Annotated in this window: 13 protein-coding genes; 4 read left to right on the plus strand and 9 right to left on the minus strand. The window is 53.7% G+C overall.

Translation table 11 applies throughout. From position 1 onward, the window contains the following. Window positions 1–8: 8 nt before the first annotated feature. The 7 genes from argR to acs all read right to left on the minus strand — a co-directional run bounded on the left by argR (window position 9) and on the right by acs (window position 8044). Window positions 9–989: a transcriptional regulator ArgR gene (argR, locus tag AB4O12_RS14580; RefSeq protein WP_024014018.1), complete on the minus strand. Its 981-nt coding sequence runs from the start codon at window positions 987–989 to the stop codon at window positions 9–11. A gap of 249 nt (window positions 990–1238) precedes the next feature. Then, entirely contained in the window at window positions 1239–2003 is a 765-nt protein-coding gene (locus tag AB4O12_RS14585; RefSeq protein WP_007912705.1) for an ABC transporter ATP-binding protein, read from the minus strand. A gap of 27 nt (window positions 2004–2030) precedes the next feature. Beyond that, the gene (locus tag AB4O12_RS14590; protein WP_252882529.1) at window positions 2031–3143 is read right to left on the minus strand and encodes a succinylglutamate desuccinylase/aspartoacylase family protein; all 1113 of its coding nucleotides are present in this window, start codon (window positions 3141–3143) and stop codon (window positions 2031–2033) included. A gap of 1 nt (window position 3144) precedes the next feature. Continuing rightward, window positions 3145–3843: an ABC transporter permease gene (locus AB4O12_RS14595; RefSeq protein WP_024014019.1), complete on the minus strand. Its 699-nt coding sequence runs from the start codon at window positions 3841–3843 to the stop codon at window positions 3145–3147. Then, window positions 3840–4529 carry an ABC transporter permease gene (locus AB4O12_RS14600; RefSeq protein ID WP_016773583.1) on the minus strand — a complete coding sequence of 230 codons (690 nt, stop codon included), beginning with the start codon at window positions 4527–4529 and terminating at the stop codon, window positions 3840–3842. Before AB4O12_RS14600 ends, AB4O12_RS14595 begins: the two co-directional genes overlap by 4 nt. 91 nt (window positions 4530–4620) lie before the next feature. Then, window positions 4621–5394: an ABC transporter substrate-binding protein gene (locus AB4O12_RS14605; RefSeq protein WP_041479236.1), complete on the minus strand. Its 774-nt coding sequence runs from the start codon at window positions 5392–5394 to the stop codon at window positions 4621–4623. A gap of 694 nt (window positions 5395–6088) precedes the next feature. Beyond that, on the minus strand, window positions 6089–8044 hold the full coding sequence (acs, locus tag AB4O12_RS14610) for an acetate--CoA ligase (protein WP_016773581.1): 1956 nt from the start codon (window positions 8042–8044) through the stop codon (window positions 6089–6091). A gap of 423 nt (window positions 8045–8467) precedes the next feature. On the opposite strand from acs, the gene AB4O12_RS14615 reads away from it, so the two are divergent. The 4 genes from AB4O12_RS14615 (at window position 8468) to AB4O12_RS14630 (ending at window position 13713) form a co-directional block, all read left to right on the plus strand. Continuing rightward, window positions 8468–8728 carry a DUF2790 domain-containing protein gene (locus AB4O12_RS14615; protein WP_007912695.1) on the plus strand — a complete coding sequence of 87 codons (261 nt, stop codon included), beginning with the start codon at window positions 8468–8470 and terminating at the stop codon, window positions 8726–8728. Between the two features lie 550 nt (window positions 8729–9278). After that, window positions 9279–10529: a ribonucleotide-diphosphate reductase subunit beta gene (locus AB4O12_RS14620; protein ID WP_460058868.1), complete on the plus strand. Its 1251-nt coding sequence runs from the start codon at window positions 9279–9281 to the stop codon at window positions 10527–10529. A gap of 327 nt (window positions 10530–10856) precedes the next feature. Beyond that, on the plus strand, window positions 10857–12425 hold the full coding sequence (locus AB4O12_RS14625) for a GmrSD restriction endonuclease domain-containing protein (RefSeq protein WP_460058870.1): 1569 nt from the start codon (window positions 10857–10859) through the stop codon (window positions 12423–12425). Window positions 12426–12531: 106 nt separating this feature from the next. Next, complete coding sequence (locus AB4O12_RS14630; protein ID WP_460058872.1) at window positions 12532–13713, plus strand: hypothetical protein; 1182 nt, start codon at window positions 12532–12534, stop codon at window positions 13711–13713. A 71-nt stretch (window positions 13714–13784) separates the two neighbouring features. On the opposite strand, the gene AB4O12_RS14635 is transcribed toward AB4O12_RS14630, so the two are convergent. Both AB4O12_RS14635 and AB4O12_RS14640 read right to left on the minus strand, forming a co-directional pair. Continuing rightward, window positions 13785–14210 carry a very short patch repair endonuclease gene (locus tag AB4O12_RS14635; RefSeq protein ID WP_460058874.1) on the minus strand — a complete coding sequence of 142 codons (426 nt, stop codon included), beginning with the start codon at window positions 14208–14210 and terminating at the stop codon, window positions 13785–13787. 96 nt (window positions 14211–14306) lie between these two features. After that, the gene (locus AB4O12_RS14640) at window positions 14307–15518 is read right to left on the minus strand and encodes a type II restriction endonuclease (protein ID WP_252878740.1); all 1212 of its coding nucleotides are present in this window, start codon (window positions 15516–15518) and stop codon (window positions 14307–14309) included. Window positions 15519–15671 lie beyond the last annotated feature (153 nt).

Below are 15671 nucleotides of genomic sequence, written 5' to 3' on the forward strand. Positions count from 1 at the left end.
ATCCGCGCTCAGCCACGCTCCGGCGGCACTGACGACAATTCGAACGGGCTGCTGCTGCGCCGCTGGTTGCGATCTTCGCGCGGCGTGGCACCGAAGAAATTGCGATAGGCGCTGGAGAAATGCGGCCCCGAGGAGAAGCCGCACGAGAGGCCGATCTGGATGATCGACTTGCTGGTCTGCATCAACATCTGCCGGGCCTTGTTCAGGCGCAATTCAAGGTAGTACTGGCTCGGCACGCGGTTGAGGTATTGCTTGAAGATCCGTTCCAGCTGCCGACGGGACACGCACACATGCTGGGCGATTTCGTCGGTGGTCAGCGGCTCTTCGATGTTGGCTTCCATTAGCAACACCGCTTGGGTGAGCTTCGGATGGCTGGAGCCGAGGCGATTCTGCAACGGGATGCGCTGACGCTCACCGCCCTCGCGGATGCGCTCAACGACAAGTTCTTCCGACACCGCACCGGCCAGTTCCGCACCGTGATCGCGGGCCAGCACCGCCAGCAACAGGTCGAGCACCGACATGCCACCGCAAGCGGTCAGACGATCGCGATCCCAGTCGAACAGATGACTGGTGGCGATGACTTTCGGGAAGCGCTCAGCGAAATCGTCCTGCCAGCGCCAGTGCACGGCGGCGCGATAACCGTCGAGCAAACCGAGCTGGGCCAGCGGATAGACACCGGCCGACAGACCACCGATCACGCAACCGGCACGCACCAGTTGCTTGAGCGCACTGCTCAGCGCCGGCGCGAGCGTGGTCGGTGGCTCGTCAGCGAGCAGGAACAGTTTCTGGAAATTCTCGAGCTTGCCGGCCCACGGCTCGCCGGGCAATTGCCAGGCACCTTCGCTCTGCGGCTCGGCCTGCAAGAACGACAGTTCGTAAACCACGTCCGGGTGCACCCGCTGCGCAACACGCAAGGCCTCCTCCGCCAGCGCCAGCGTCAACGCTTTAGTGCTGGGCCAAATCAGGAAACCAATTCGATGGGCAGTCATGGGCGGGCAATCCGAAACGAACAACGGTGATGAAGGCATGGGCCAATGCTAGCCCGGAAATGAACACAAATCCTGAAACCGGTGAAGATCAGAATGTGGGAGCGAGCCTGCTCGCGAAGGCGGTGTACCAGTCAACATAATTGCTGGCTGTTGTACCGCTTTCGCGAGCAGGCTCGCTCCCACAGGGATCTGAGCCAGCCAGAAGATCGCGAAGCATGACCTAATCTGGTGCACAACGGCAGCCCTGATTTATTTCAGGCTGCCCGACAGGAACTGCTGCAAGCGCTCCGACTGCGGGTTGACCAGCACTTCGCGCGGGTTGCCGCTTTCTTCGACGACGCCTTTGTGCAGGAACACCAGCTGGTTCGACACTTCACGGGCGAAGCCCATTTCGTGGGTCACCACGACCATGGTGCGGCCTTCCTGCGCCAGCGCCTGCATGACTTTCAGCACGTCGCCGACCAGTTCCGGGTCAAGGGCCGAAGTCGGCTCGTCGAACAGCATCACTTCCGGTTCCATCGCCAGCGCACGGGCGATCGCCACGCGCTGCTGTTCGCCGCCGGACATGTGCCCCGGGAACGCGTCTTTGCGATGGGCCACGCCAACCTTGTTCAGGTAGTACTCGGCTTTTTCGCGCGCTTCGTACTTGGGTACGCCGAGCACGTGCACCGGCGCTTCCATGATGTTTTCAATCGCGGTCATGTGCGACCACAGATTGAAATGCTGGAACACCATCGACAGGCGCGAACGCATGCGTTGCAGCTGTTTTGGATCAGCGGCTTTCAGCGCGCCATCCTTGTTCGCCACCAGTTTCAGCTCTTCGTTGTTGAGCAGGATCTTGCCGGCGTGCGGCTGCTCGAGCAGGTTGATGCAACGCAGGAAAGTACTTTTGCCGGAGCCACTGGAGCCGATGATGCTGATCACATCGCCGGCGGCGGCTTTCAGGGACACGCCCTTGAGCACTTCGTGACTGCCATAGCGTTTATGCAGGTCTTGGACTTCAAGTTTGTACATGCGGTCGGTTCTCACAAAAACAGTCAGTCAGTCGTTGAGCAAGCGCCCGTGACGCAGCGCTTCGCGCCCCGCCACCTTGGCCAGCCAGAAACCGGGTTGGGCATAGCGCAGCCGTTCAATGGCAAACAGCACCCCGGACGTACCAGCACATACCGTGCTGACCCGATCGGACACAGGGTCGATCACTTGAAAAATCTCATCGCCCGCCTCGACCCATTCGCCAGGCCTGCGGGAAAAACTCACCACACCGGGGTGCGGTGCGAACAACAATTCGGTGCCTTCGAACGGCATGCCTTCGCACGGTTCGAAGGCCGGGTCCGGCCACTCGCCGGTGATCAGACCTTGCTCGGCAAGGAACGCCAGAATGCCTTCAGCATAAGCCTCGGCTTCGACGCGGCCGGTGTCGGCCTGCCCGCCCAGCTCGATCGTCGTCGCCAGACACGCCAGCGGAATCTGCGCCTCGGGGAACTGCCGCGACAGGCGCAGCCATGGCAACGAGCAGGCTTCATCGAAGGAGCTGCCGCCGGAATCTTCCGCGAGCAAACCTACCTTGACGTTCAGGTGTGCCGACAGCGAACGCCACTGCGGCCAGTGCTGCGGCAGCGCATACATGTGCAGCGCGGCTTCGGCATCGCAGTGCAGGTCCAGCACCACATCGGCGGTGCAGGCGTGGCTGAGCAGCACACGTTGCATGCCTTGCAACTGGCTGCTCGCTTCAGGCAATCCGGCCAGGTGGTCGGCCATTGCCTGACGGATCAGGCGCACGTTGGCATGGGGATCATCACCGAGTTTTTCGCCCAGCGCCGCCGCGACCGGCGCGCTGAGCTCGACGAAATCACGATTGAAATTCTTGCCGCTGCCCGCCTCGAAACGGCCCTGGAAATTGCCTTGCAGCAATTGCCCGAGGCCGATCGGATTGGCCACCGGCACCAGCTCGATCACGCCGTTGAGCAAGCCTTGGGCTTCGAGTTCGCCGAGGCGCTTTTTCAGCTCCCAGGCAGTGCGCATGCCCGGCAGTTCATCGGCGTGCAGGCTGGCCTGGATGTAGGCCTTGCGCTCGCCGCTACCAAAACGGAAAACCGAAACCTTGCGCTCGCTGCCCAGGTGGCTCCACGGCAATAGGTGGTCGATGCGTTGCATATCAGTGCTTCCGTGGCGCGAGGTAGCTCAACCAGCGACGCTCGGCCAGTTTGAACAGCTTGACCAGAATGAAGGTCAGGCACAGGTAGAACACGCCGGCAGTGATGTACGCCTCGAACGGCAGGTAGAACTGCGCGTTGACGGTACGTGCCGCGCCAGTGATGTCGATCAGGGTCACGATCGACGCCAGACTGGTGGTCTGCAGCATCATGATCACTTCGTTGCTGTACTGCGGCAGCGCCCGGCGCAGGGCCGACGGCAGCAGGATGCGCTTGTACAGTTTGAAGCGCGACATGCCCATGGCCTTGGCCGCTTCGATCTCACCGTTCGGCGTGGCCTTGAGGCTGCCGGCGATGATTTCCGCGGTGTAGGCGCTGGTGTTGACCGCAAAAGCCAGACAGGCACAGAACGTTGCGCTGGACAGCCACGGCCACAGGAAGCTTTCGCGCACCGCTTCGAACTGGGCCAGACCGTAGTAGATCAGGAACAGCTGCACCAGCATCGGCGTGCCGCGAATCACGTAGGTGTACAGCCACGCGGCGCCATTGACGAACGGGTTTTTCGAGACGCGCATCAGCCCCAGCGGCAACGCCGCGAGCAAACCGAAGAACAGCGACAGCGCGAGCAGTTTGAGGGTGGTCAGCAGGCCGCTGAAGTACAGCGGCAGTGCCTCCCAGATGACGTTGTAGTCGAAGATCATAGATCAGCCGCCCTTACGCCTACCGAGTAGCGCTTCTCAAGGTGACGCAATGCCAGCAACGAAACACTGGTGATCACCAGGTACATTGCCGCCACTGCGAGGAAGAAGGTGAAAGGCTCACGCGTGGCATCCGCCGCCTGCTTGGCCTTGAACATCATGTCTTGCAGACCGACCACGGAGATCAGCGCGGTGGCCTTGGTCAGTACCAGCCAGTTGTTGGTGAAGCCGGGAATCGCCAGACGAATCATCTGCGGCACCATCACCCGGAAGAACACCTGAAAACTGCTCATGCCGTACGCCATGCCCGCTTCGGCCTGGCCCTTGGGGATCGCCATGAACGCGCCACGGAAGGTTTCCGAGAGGTACGCACCGAAGATGAAACCGAGGGTGCCGATACCGGCGGCCAGCGGGTTCAGGTCGATGTAGTCGTCATAGCCGAGCATCGGCGCAACGCGATTCAGCAAGTCCTGACCGCCGTAGAAGATCAGCAGGATCAGTACCAGGTCGGGAATGCCGCGGATCACCGTCGAATACAGATCGCCCAGCCACGCCAGCCAGCGCACCGGCGACAGGCGCAACGCGACACCGATCAGCCCGAGAACGATGGCCAGAGCCATGGACGACAAGGCGAGCTGAAGCGTCAGCCATGCGCCATCGAGGATGACAGCCCCGTAGCCTTTCAACATGATTCAGGTCCTCGAAAGTTGGGATGAAAAAATGGCGCAAACCGCAGAGATTCTGTTGCTTGCGCCATTTCGGACTTGTCGCAGAGACGTGTTACTTGCCGTAGATATCGAAGGCGAAGTACTTGTCCTGGATTGCCTTGTATTTGCCGTTCTCGCGGATGGCCGCGATGGCAGTGTTGATCTTGTCTTTCAGGGCGTCGCCCTTGCGCACCGCGATACCTACGCCGTCGCCGAAGTATTTGACGTCGGTGAAGGCCGGGCCGACGAACGCGAAGCCTTTGCCGGCGTCGGTTTTCAGGAAGCCGTCGTCCAGCAGGGTAGCGTCAGCCACGGTACCGTCGAGGCGACCGGCAGCCACGTCGAGGTAGATTTCGTTCTGCGAGCCGTACGGCTTGATCTCGGCGCCCAGTGGAGCGAGAACTTCGCGGGCGAAACGCTCGTGGATCGAGCCACGCTGTACGCCGATGTTCTTGCCCTTCAGTTCAGCCAGACCTTCGCTGACCTGAGTGCCGGCCTTCATGACCAGACGCGCCGGGGTGTTGTAGTACTTGTTGGTGAAGTCGACCGACTTCTTGCGATCTTCGGTGATCGACATCGACGACAGGATCGCGTCGATCTTGCGCACTTTGAGAGCCGGGATCAGACCGTCGAACTCTTGCTCGACCCACACGCACTTGACCTTCATCTCTTCGCACAGCGCGTTGCCGATGTCGTAGTCGAAACCGACGATGCTGCCGTCCGGTGCTTTCGAAGCGAACGGAGGGTAAGCCGCTTCGATACCGATCTTCAGCGGTTTTTCGTCAGCGAAGGCATTCATCGACAGCACGGACAGTGCCAGGGCGCCAAGCAGCACAAGTTTCTTCATCTTGGGACTCCATCGGTAAAGGGCAAAAACGGCAGAGTGAGCGACAGCCCAATATGCGAATGGGTGAATCGGAAATCGGTTGCGCATCGGCGGAAATTTCCCATTGGAACCGCAGGCGATTTCAACGTCAGCCACGATGAGCGAGTGATCGGCATTCTAACGACAGGCCCGAAGCCGATATTTCTTCAATGCGACAACTAATTACAGATGCACCGAGAAAGCGGTTTGAGCTCATTGACAGCCCTGCAATTTCATGCAAGAGCGAAAGACAGTGAACCGATACATATTGCAAGTTGCGGGCCTATTATTCGTAAACCCTTCTAATCCGGCAAGCGCAGCGTTATGTCTTATTTTTCAGCAGGGCTTTGGAGGCTCTAAAACGGCGCACCGCGTTTCCCTTCGCCCCGGTTTGGCGCGGGCGGTTACACATTGGGTTGTGGCGGGTAACAGCGGGAAAGGTCTGACGGGGGAGATCGATAATTATTGGTTGGGGTGTTGCGGTTTCCTACAGCTGACTACTGCGGTGTCTGACAGATCGCCTTCGCGAGCAGGCTCGCTCCCACATTTGAAATGCGCCCGCTTCCTTGTGGGAGCGAGCCTGCTCGCGAAGAGGCCCTCCCAGCTACCACAAACCTCACAGCCATAAAAAAGCCCCGCCCGGCATCACCGGACAGGGCTCCTATGCTTCTAACGCTTAAGCAACATTCATGGTCTTGTGCGTATCAATCAAATGCTGCACCACACCCGGATCCGCCAGGGTCGAGATATCGCCCAAGCCGTCGTATTCCGCCGTGGCGATCTTGCGCAGGATGCGGCGCATGATCTTGCCCGAACGGGTCTTCGGCAGCCCCGGCGCCCACTGGATCACGTCCGGCGAAGCAATCGGGCCGATCTCCTTGCGCACCCAGTTCTTCAGCTCCAGGCGCAATTGCTCGGTCGGCTCCTCGCCGTTCTTCAAGGTCACATAGACATAGATGCCCTGCCCCTTGATGTCATGCGGCACACCCACCACCGCAGCTTCGGCAACCTTCGGATGCGCGACCATCGCGCTTTCGATCTCGGCGGTACCCATGCGGTGGCCGGAAACGTTGAGCACGTCGTCCACACGCCCGGTGATCCAGTAGTAACCGTCGGCATCGCGACGCGCGCCGTCACCGGTGAAGTACATGCCACGGAAGGTCTTGAAGTAGGTATCGACGAAACGATCATGATCGCCGTACAGCGTACGCGCCTGGCCTGGCCACGAATCGAGAATCACCAGATTGCCTTCAGCCTCGCCCTCGATGATGTTGCCGAGGTTGTCGACCAGCGCCGGCACCACACCGAAGAACGGACGCGCCGCCGAACCCGGCTTCAGCGCATGGGCACCCGGCAGCGGGCTCATCATGTTGCCGCCGGTTTCGGTCTGCCACCAGGTATCGACGATCGGGCAACGCGACTTGCCGACATTCTTGTAGTACCAGTCCCAGGCTTCCGGGTTGATCGGCTCACCGACCGACCCGAGCAGACGCAGGCTGCTGCCATCGGCGCCTTCCACGGCGGCCTGACCCGAGGCCATCATCGCGCGGATCGCGGTCGGCGCGGTGTAGAGGATGTTGACCTTGTGCTTGTCGATGATCTTCGCCACCCGGGTGATATCCGGGTAGTTCGGCACACCCTCGAACAGCACGGTGGTCGCGCCGTTGGCCAGCGGGCCGTAGACGATGTAACTGTGGCCGGTAACCCAGCCGACGTCGGCGGTGCACCAGTAGATTTCGCCCGGACGGTAGTCGAACACGCGCTCGTGGGTCATTGCCGCATAGAGCAGATAACCGCCAGTGGTGTGCTGCACGCCCTTCGGCTTGCCGGTGGAGCCGGAGGTATAAAGGATGAACAGTGCCTCTTCAGCGCCCATCTCTTTCGGCGCGCAAACGGTGCCCGCCACTTTCATCAGGTCTTCGTACCAGATGTCGCGATGCTGGTTCCACTTGATGTCGCCACCGGTGCGCTTGCACACGATGACTTTCTGGATGCTGCTGGTTTCCGGGTTGGTCAGCGCGTCGTCGACGTTGGCCTTGAGGGAAATCTTCTTGCCGGCGCGAATACCCTCGTCAGCGGTGATCACCACTTTCGAACGGCAATCGATGATGCGACCGGCCAAGGCTTCCGGCGAGAAACCGCCGAACACCACCGAGTGAATCGCACCGATCCGGGTGCAGGCCAGCATGGCGACCACGGCTTCGGGAATCATCGGCATGTAAATGGTCACCACATCGCCACGGTGCACGTCCTGACCACGCAGGGCGTTGGCCAGTTTGCACACTTGCTCATGCAGTTCTCGGTAGGTGATGTTGCGGCTTTCGGAAGGATCGTCGCCTTCCCAGATGATCGCGACTTGGTCGCCGCGCTCGGCCAAATGGCGGTCGAGGCAGTTGTAGGAAACGTTCAGGGTGCCGTCGGCAAACCACTTGATGTCGACATGGTGATCGTCGAACGAGGTCTGTTTCACCGTGGTGAAGGGCTTGATCCAGTCCAGACGCTTGGCTTGCTCGCGCCAGAAGCCGTCAGGGTTGACGACCGACTGCTGGTACATGGCTTTGTAGGTCGCCTCGTCAGTCAGCGTGTTTGCCAGAACCTCGGGACGAACGGGATACAGAGAAGCCGCACTCATCTTTCCTACCTCGGTGTAATAGTTGTTTTTGTATGACCCTGTTGTAACGGGGCGGGGGCCATAGAACCATTCGACGATGGTAGTAACAAGCCCCTACAAAATGTCCGCATTCCATGTGGGAGCTGGCTTGCCAGCGATGCAGTCAACGCAGTCCTTCAGGCAAACCCCATCCGGCCAGACACCAAGACCTCAATCGATTGTTACCAAATCTATCAAAAGTGTTTATCAAAACCGCCCCTGTTTACCTGCATCCCACCGCCCTAAAATTCACCTCGCCAACAAGGCAACCGCGATTAACAACGTTACAGCCCCCACGAAGGCCGTTAATCCAGCTCTCCAAGTAACGCATCAAATACTCAAGCTCCACACGCAACCCTAAAAAGGTTGCGTGACCCCACTCGACCTCAAAAAGGTGAATTAGAAATGAAAGCTTTATTGGTTCTGGCCCTCAGCAGTCTGTGCGCAACCGCCATGGCAGACGAGGTCCCGACTGATGTCGCACAGCAACAACCGGTCATCGAGGAATACACTTACTCTACACATCTGGACATCGCCAAAGTTGTATCGATGAGCGAAGTACCAAATGTCTGCGAAGTAGTACCGGCGAAAATGGAATACGACGACTCCAAAGGCCAACGCCACATCCTGCGCTACAGCATCATGGGCAATGGCTGCACGAACTGAACCAGACTGCACCGAATCGGATCGCTCAGCGCTACATTGAGGGTCGATTCCAGCCCGGCTACGGTCGGGCTCAGTTGTGTCTGGAGCCGCGAAAAAGGCTTGCAAAACACTAGATATAGTGAAAAACCCGATTTTCTGGCTATTTTTTAAACAAAAAACCACCTGCCAAAAAATTAACGAAAAAAAATCTGCTCGGGTCGATTCCGCGCAAAGCCCTGTAATCCCTCGGTCGGACCGAAATCCACCCCCTCCTCGGCCTCGCCATGAGCCGATTCGCCGCACCACGCCGGTAAAAATTTCCCTATAATGCCGCCCCATACGGGTCAGCAATATTCCCTTACAGGGAGCAAAAGCCATTCTGAAGCCCCGCAACAGTGCCCGACGCTGATTGCGCCCATCAGAGGCTCTCGGAACCCGTCAAAATTTCTGTTTATTTGCCTGCGTGCAGCGCTGCAAAAAACGACATCCAACGCGGCTTGTTTGGCCGTGTGAAAAACCAACCCATCAGGTTTCACACGGGCACAAGCCCTCACGCAGGAGACGACACGTCATGCTGAGCTGGGACGAATTCGATAAAGAAGACAGTGAAATCGCAACCGTGAAAGGCGCCAACGCCGGCCACGCAAGCGAAGCCAACATGGACCGCCTCGACAACGCCGGCGGCGCCGCAGCGCTGGAAGCCCGCGCCGTCACCGCCGACGACTCGGCCGCCGTGGCCCGCGCCAAGGCTGCACTGAACTCCCTCGACGTCGCCGAAGGCCTCGCCGAACTCGAAGGCGCCTCCGCCCGTGTCGCCGTTGACGAAAAGCGCATGATCAACTGCCGCGCCGACCTCAACCAACTCGTGCCATTCAAGTACGACTGGGCCTGGCAGAAGTATCTGGACGGTTGCGCAAACCACTGGATGCCGCAAGAAGTCAACATGACCGCTGACATCGCCCTCTGGAAAAATCCGGAAGGCCTGACCGACGACGAGCGCCGCATCGTCATGCGCAACCTCGGCTTCTTCTCCACCGCCGACTCCCTGGTTGCCAACAACCTGGTCCTGGCCGTGTACCGCCTGATCACCAACCCGGAATGCCGCCAGTACATCCTGCGCCAGGCTTTCGAAGAAGCGATCCACACCCACGCCTACCAGTACTGCATCGAATCGCTGGCCATGGATGAAGGCGAAATCTTCAACATGTACCACGAGATCCCATCGGTCGCGAAGAAAGCAGCCTGGGGCCTGAAGTACACCCGCTCGATCTCCGATCCAAAGTTCGAAACCGGCACCCCAGACACCGACAAAGAGTTGCTGCGCAACCTGATCGCCTACTACTGCGTTCTGGAAGGCATCTTCTTCTACTGCGGCTTCACCCAGATCCTCTCCATGGGCCGCCGCAACAAAATGACCGGCGTCGCCGAGCAGTTCCAATACATCCTGCGCGACGAATCCATGCACCTGAACTTCGGCATCGACGTGATCAACCAGATCAAAATCGAAAACCCACATTTGTGGGATGCTGAGATGAAAGAAGAAGCGACCCAGATGATCCTGCAGGGTACGCAGCTGGAGATCGAATACGCGCGTGACACCATGCCTCGCGGGGTGTTGGGTATGAACGCGGCGATGATGGAGGACTACCTGAAGTTCATCGCTAACCGTCGTCTGTCGCAGATTGGTTTGAAGGAGGAGTATCCAGGGACTACGAATCCGTTCCCGTGGATGAGCGAGATTATGGACTTGAAGAAAGAGAAGAATTTCTTTGAGACGAGAGTTATTGAGTATCAGACTGGTGGGGCGTTGAGCTGGGATTGATTTAATTTCAATCCCATCAAGCATTTAAGAACGGGCTGCCAGCGATGGGAGCCCTTTTTTTTGCGAAGAATTCTCACAAGCAAAACCAGGATTAAAGCAAAAAACGAACGAATTACTGCCCCCATCCTTGCGCAAATTCTTTAACCCTAGCAAGTCGACATCTGCCCATTTACATAGGCACGTTCCTACTCGCCAGAATCCGAGCCTAGACGCATTAATGGCCATGGGCTATCTTGAGCTGAACGGACGAGTGTTAAGGCACGATAGACCGGCACCTCGTCAGAAAAATATCAGCCGAAGCTTGGTCTTTACATGGAGTTTATCTAAATGGCACTCAGATCTAACCTTGTGAATTTAGACGCCCTGATAAAACGAGAAGACTTCGCTGCCTCTGATGCAGAATCCTCTTCGTTCGAAAACGTTTCTACTATTTCCCTAAGGGATTTTACAAGTGGTGGATTAATCGGACCAAGTTTACGTAAACCAGACTTCCAAAGGGAGACAAACCATTGGTCTCCAGAGCAAGTTGTTTCTTTACTTGAATGCTTCGTAAATGGTGACTTAATTCCATCGGTAATTTTATGGCAGTCACCAACTTACCTATTTGTTATTGATGGCGGGCATCGGCTTAGTGTTTTAAAAGCGTGGATTGATGACGATTACGGTGACGGCCCTACCTCTCAACCTTTTTTTGGTTATCAAATTTCCGCGGAACAGAAAAAAAACGCCACAAAAGTACGTTCATTGGTAAATAAAAAAATAGGAAGCTGGCAGCATTTCACCGCTAAAATTCAAGATGAAAATTTAGATCCAAACGAGCGTAAAAAAATCAGTGCACTCATTACCAGGGGACTTCCCATCCAATGGGTAAAAGGTGATGCAGACAAAGCAGAGAGTTCTTTCTTTAAAATAAATACAAAAGGCACTCCCCTTGATAGCATCGAAGAGCTACTACTAAAGAGCAGAAAAAAACCTATTTCAATCGCCTCTCGAGCAATAATTAGAGCAGGCAAGGGGCACAGATATTGGTCCTCTTTTGAGAAAATAAATGCTGAAAAAATTGAAGAGCTTTCAGGTAGACTTCACTCAATTCTTTTTGACCCAGAAATCAAAAGTCCTATAAAGACTTTGGACCTTCCTCTTGGAGGTCCAAAGGGCGTTAGAACCGCACTGCAAACTTTAATCGATATAGCACTAATCGCCACAAGAAACCAACAAGGAACGCCTAAAAACGTCTTCGATACTGATGATGACGAAGATGGCCTATCCACTATTTCAGTACTAACGAAAACATACCGCTTAGCCGAGAGAATTACAGGCAATGAGAACGGTAGTTTAGGCCTACATCCAGCCGTATATTTTTACGGACCAACAGGCCGACATTCCGGCCCAATGTTCATGGGCACTATGACTCTTGTGGGAAGAAAACTATCAAACAACGACAAAGTTTTTTTTAACAAATTCACCCAAGCACGCTCAAAACTTGAAAAAATACTCGTAAATCATAAAGACTTGATAGCCACTATTATTCAAAAACATATCAGCCCCAAGCGGGTAGACAAATACGCAGACTTCTTAGACGATCTCATCAACCATCTAAACACGAGTGATGACCTCAACGAATTAGAAATAATTAGGATATCCGGCCTTGATGGAAAGATTTTTGTTGGCACTGGATCCGACCCTACAAAAAACTTCAGCGATGACGCAAAGAGTGAAGCCTTTATAACAACAGCCCTTCGATCATCAATTAAATGCCCGATTTGTGAAGGGTATCTTGATACAGATAAATCCGTATCTTACGACCATATAATTAGAGCCCGTGACGGGGGGGCTGGTCGCTCTGAAAACTGCAACCTAACGCATCCATACTGCAACCAATCTATTAAAAGCTAACAAAACAACAAGCACAGCAACAATAAAATACGGCACAGGCCATTGAAAAGCCAAGCATAAAATATCTAGTACTTTTACACACATGCTTTAGGGTCAAGCGCATCACATGCAAAATAAATATGTAGTTCAACAGATCAACGTTGACGACGCACAGTACACACCACTGGGTTATTTTCCTGAAGAGATTGACCTCGCAAACTTGACATCCAACGAGTCACTTTTAACTAGAGAAAAACACCAACTACTGGAGGGCTTGGTTATTGAATATGTCGCAGAACAGTTTATATCCAGCCCTTTTCTAAAAGATTCAATAGTTTTACTAGATGTTGTCACACTGATAGTAAGGGGTATACCCGACGACCACAGCAACGCGCTCGGACAATACTGCAATTTTATATGGAAAAGAGATAACTCTGATATTGAGGACTTCATATCCATCCTAAAAAACCTTTCCCAAGGCTGTGCCAGCACTACATTTCTCTGCAAAGAAGAGAACATGAAGTTTCACACACAAAAACCCGGAAGTTCCAAATGGCTCCCACTACAACGATATTTATGTAAAAAAAGAAAAATAACCAACGATAAAGAAATCAAATTTCCGCAAGTAAACGCAGAATCAAAAGACAACGAGCGACAATTATCATCAATATTGGGCCGCCTTCTCCCCGCATACAACAAAAGAATCATAAGAGATGTAATACTTCCACGAGTATTTAAAAACTATATAATTCAACCCTTCTTCCGATCGGGCTGGGATTTAGATAGAATTTTTCGGTACAAAGGAAAACTTTGGGAGTTCGAGCTAAAACACAAGTACCCAATTGACAACTATGAGTTCTTCGAGAAAATAAACAACACGAACAATCGCTACTGCTTATCTTTCGGCATAAACGAGGGACAGGCAAACATTATTAAACTTTTGGCCGACCAAGGCCTCAATACACTACATCTTATTTTGGTCAAACCTCGTTGGACCGACCAAGAAGACCCTGGCTACTTATTCGTAGACGAAGATGCAAGAAAAAATACTTTGGTGATTGGCGCAGTATTAACCCCTGACAAAATAAACGCCATAATGAAAGGCGACTTAAAAAAAGCGCCATCAAAAACCTCATTTAGCGGGGCTAGCAAAGCCAACTACTACCGAATACCCAGAAACTTTTTTCATGTTATTGGCCGTTATGCAGACGGCAAAGACAATCTCACCCCAAACATAATAAGGCTATTGGATGGTAATTTAAACTCGCCCCTCACTACAGATACCTTGCTAGAAAATCGCCTCAGCTAGATACCTTAGACATGGATGTCACCTTTAAAACCCTCTAGCAGCCCAAATGATCTACAATAAAAACTTGACTTTCAAACTTTAGCTTTTGGCGGTTTTTCTGGCCACTGCTGAAAAAATTTATCTAAATTGTTAACTCTCTCCAGCACTCCCCCTAGCTCAGCTACCTGATGTTTTAAGCCACACTCCCAAATAACGAGAACTCTCCATCCCTTCGATATTAATTCTGAAACCTGTCTTTGGTCTCTGAAAACATTCCCATTTAGCTTCTCCTCCCAAAAATCTGGACGATTATTGGGAGATGTTGCATATACACAATTACTATGCCGATGCCAAAAACATCCATGAACAAATATCACAAGCCTGTACTTCGACATGACCAAATCAGGTTTACCTGGGAGGTCTTTACGATGAAGTCTATATCTATATCCACAAGCATGCAGGTAACGTCGAATGGCCATTTCAGGCTTAGTATTCTTTCCGAGAATCCCAGCCATCATTCGCGATCTCGTTGTGCTATCTACGACATCTACCATTCGCCCCCCTATCAAAAATTTCCTTTGCGCTCGCTATCAAGCAGGAAAGATCCAAGCACATCAATAAATGGATTTAGTTTCCTCGATGAAATCATTCAAAGTCATAAGAGCACTACGCATCGCCTCCGGGTACTTTGCATGTAGCGGTTTAGGTACCACTAACCTCACGTTCGCGGCATTCATCTCTTCAAATTGATGGGGAGAAACGCCCTCCTGAAGTGTAAACAGATGAACTCCGACCACTCTATCAGCCTCATTAATAACCTGACGCCATCGATCCTTACACGTTGTTTTCACCGCCAACATACGCAAGCTGTCAACCGGAAACGCTGGGTTGTGATAGTCAGCGCATGAGGGGAAGATAAAATCGGGTCGCTTATTACCTTCAGTTTTGCACTGGGTACTGAAAGCCTTAAGCCCGAACTGACGAAAAAGGTGTTCAAGATGTATCTCTAGCGACCTACCAGACCTTGACTTTCGGCGATTACTCACCGAGTTTGCAACCTGCATGAATTCGTCAACAGAACCGAATCCATTCTGAACTCGATGCAGTACGTGTAACTCTTCAATTTGACGGAATAGTTTGTACTCGTTTTCACGTCTTTCTAGAATAAGTTCATCAGGTGTTATCTTATTAAAACGAAAGACTGACGCCAGGTAGGCAATGATTTCTTCACCGCTAGGAAACCTATCCTCCCATCGTGGGGGGATTACAACATTGCTAGGCTCTTTATCTGAACTAGCAGCGAAACCAGCAAATACTCTATCCCCTCTTTCAAAAAGCGAACTTCCAGGAATCACCTCACCTATCTTATTCTCGACAAACTCCTCTTCATCTATACCTTTGCAAATCCAGATATCCAGGAACTCGGAATCCTGATCCAAATGTGGCACATGGAATGCGAAGATCGCTAATGCTCCCGTATTTTCGGGATCTTGGGCGGGGCTGTTTTTAACGTCAGTATTCCATCGCGTTAAACGATGTTCGTTGCGAGATCCTGCCCCGTCGAAATGGTAATTATTGTAGTAAATGCCTCTCAGAGTTTGTTCCGGAAAACCATGTGACGAGACCTGTGCCCTCAGACTGCAATCAGGATTCTTGAAACAAGTGCTCGAAATGGAGGGTAGCGCTGTCGCTACAACAGCTTTGGGAACATAAATACCTACCCCGTTGCCCCCCGTTAGACCTGTGTCGTTGGCTGAAAGCCGCTTGATGAATATCCACCATTCATCTTGATTTTTGTCTTCAATCCATTGGGAAAAGCTTGTCATGGGTAAGGCCGCTGAACAATTGAGGAGACGAAAGGAAAGTATCTCCGACAGATTCGCAGAATTACCTTTCTAAGAGAAGCCTCAAGCGGAGGGATAATGTGATGTCGCAAAGCCCTGCAGCTGGTGCCAGGTCTTTGCGTATCAATCATCGAG

The organism is Pseudomonas sp. S2_A05, assembly GCF_054668485.1.

What these genes read in the sequence shown, in the direction of transcription:
- argR (WP_024014018.1), bottom strand. Translation starts at nt 989, where the DNA reads ATGACTGCCCATCGAATTGGTTTCCTGATTTGGCCCAGCACTAAAGCG.
- AB4O12_RS14585 (WP_007912705.1), bottom strand. Translation starts at nt 2,003, where the DNA reads ATGTACAAACTTGAAGTCCAAGACCTGCATAAACGCTATGGCAGTCAC.
- AB4O12_RS14590 (WP_252882529.1), bottom strand. Translation starts at nt 3,143, where the DNA reads ATGCAACGCATCGACCACCTATTGCCGTGGAGCCACCTGGGCAGCGAG.
- AB4O12_RS14595 (WP_024014019.1), bottom strand. Translation starts at nt 3,843, where the DNA reads ATGATCTTCGACTACAACGTCATCTGGGAGGCACTGCCGCTGTACTTC.
- AB4O12_RS14600 (WP_016773583.1), bottom strand. Translation starts at nt 4,529, where the DNA reads ATGTTGAAAGGCTACGGGGCTGTCATCCTCGATGGCGCATGGCTGACG.
- AB4O12_RS14605 (WP_041479236.1), bottom strand. Translation starts at nt 5,394, where the DNA reads ATGAAGAAACTTGTGCTGCTTGGCGCCCTGGCACTGTCCGTGCTGTCG.
- acs (WP_016773581.1), bottom strand. Translation starts at nt 8,044, where the DNA reads ATGAGTGCGGCTTCTCTGTATCCCGTTCGTCCCGAGGTTCTGGCAAAC.
- AB4O12_RS14615 (WP_007912695.1), top strand. Translation starts at nt 8,468, where the DNA reads ATGAAAGCTTTATTGGTTCTGGCCCTCAGCAGTCTGTGCGCAACCGCC.
- AB4O12_RS14620 (WP_460058868.1), top strand. Translation starts at nt 9,279, where the DNA reads ATGCTGAGCTGGGACGAATTCGATAAAGAAGACAGTGAAATCGCAACC.
- AB4O12_RS14625 (WP_460058870.1), top strand. Translation starts at nt 10,857, where the DNA reads ATGGCACTCAGATCTAACCTTGTGAATTTAGACGCCCTGATAAAACGA.
- AB4O12_RS14630 (WP_460058872.1), top strand. Translation starts at nt 12,532, where the DNA reads ATGCAAAATAAATATGTAGTTCAACAGATCAACGTTGACGACGCACAG.
- AB4O12_RS14635 (WP_460058874.1), bottom strand. Translation starts at nt 14,210, where the DNA reads ATGATGGCTGGGATTCTCGGAAAGAATACTAAGCCTGAAATGGCCATT.
- AB4O12_RS14640 (WP_252878740.1), bottom strand. Translation starts at nt 15,518, where the DNA reads ATGACAAGCTTTTCCCAATGGATTGAAGACAAAAATCAAGATGAATGG.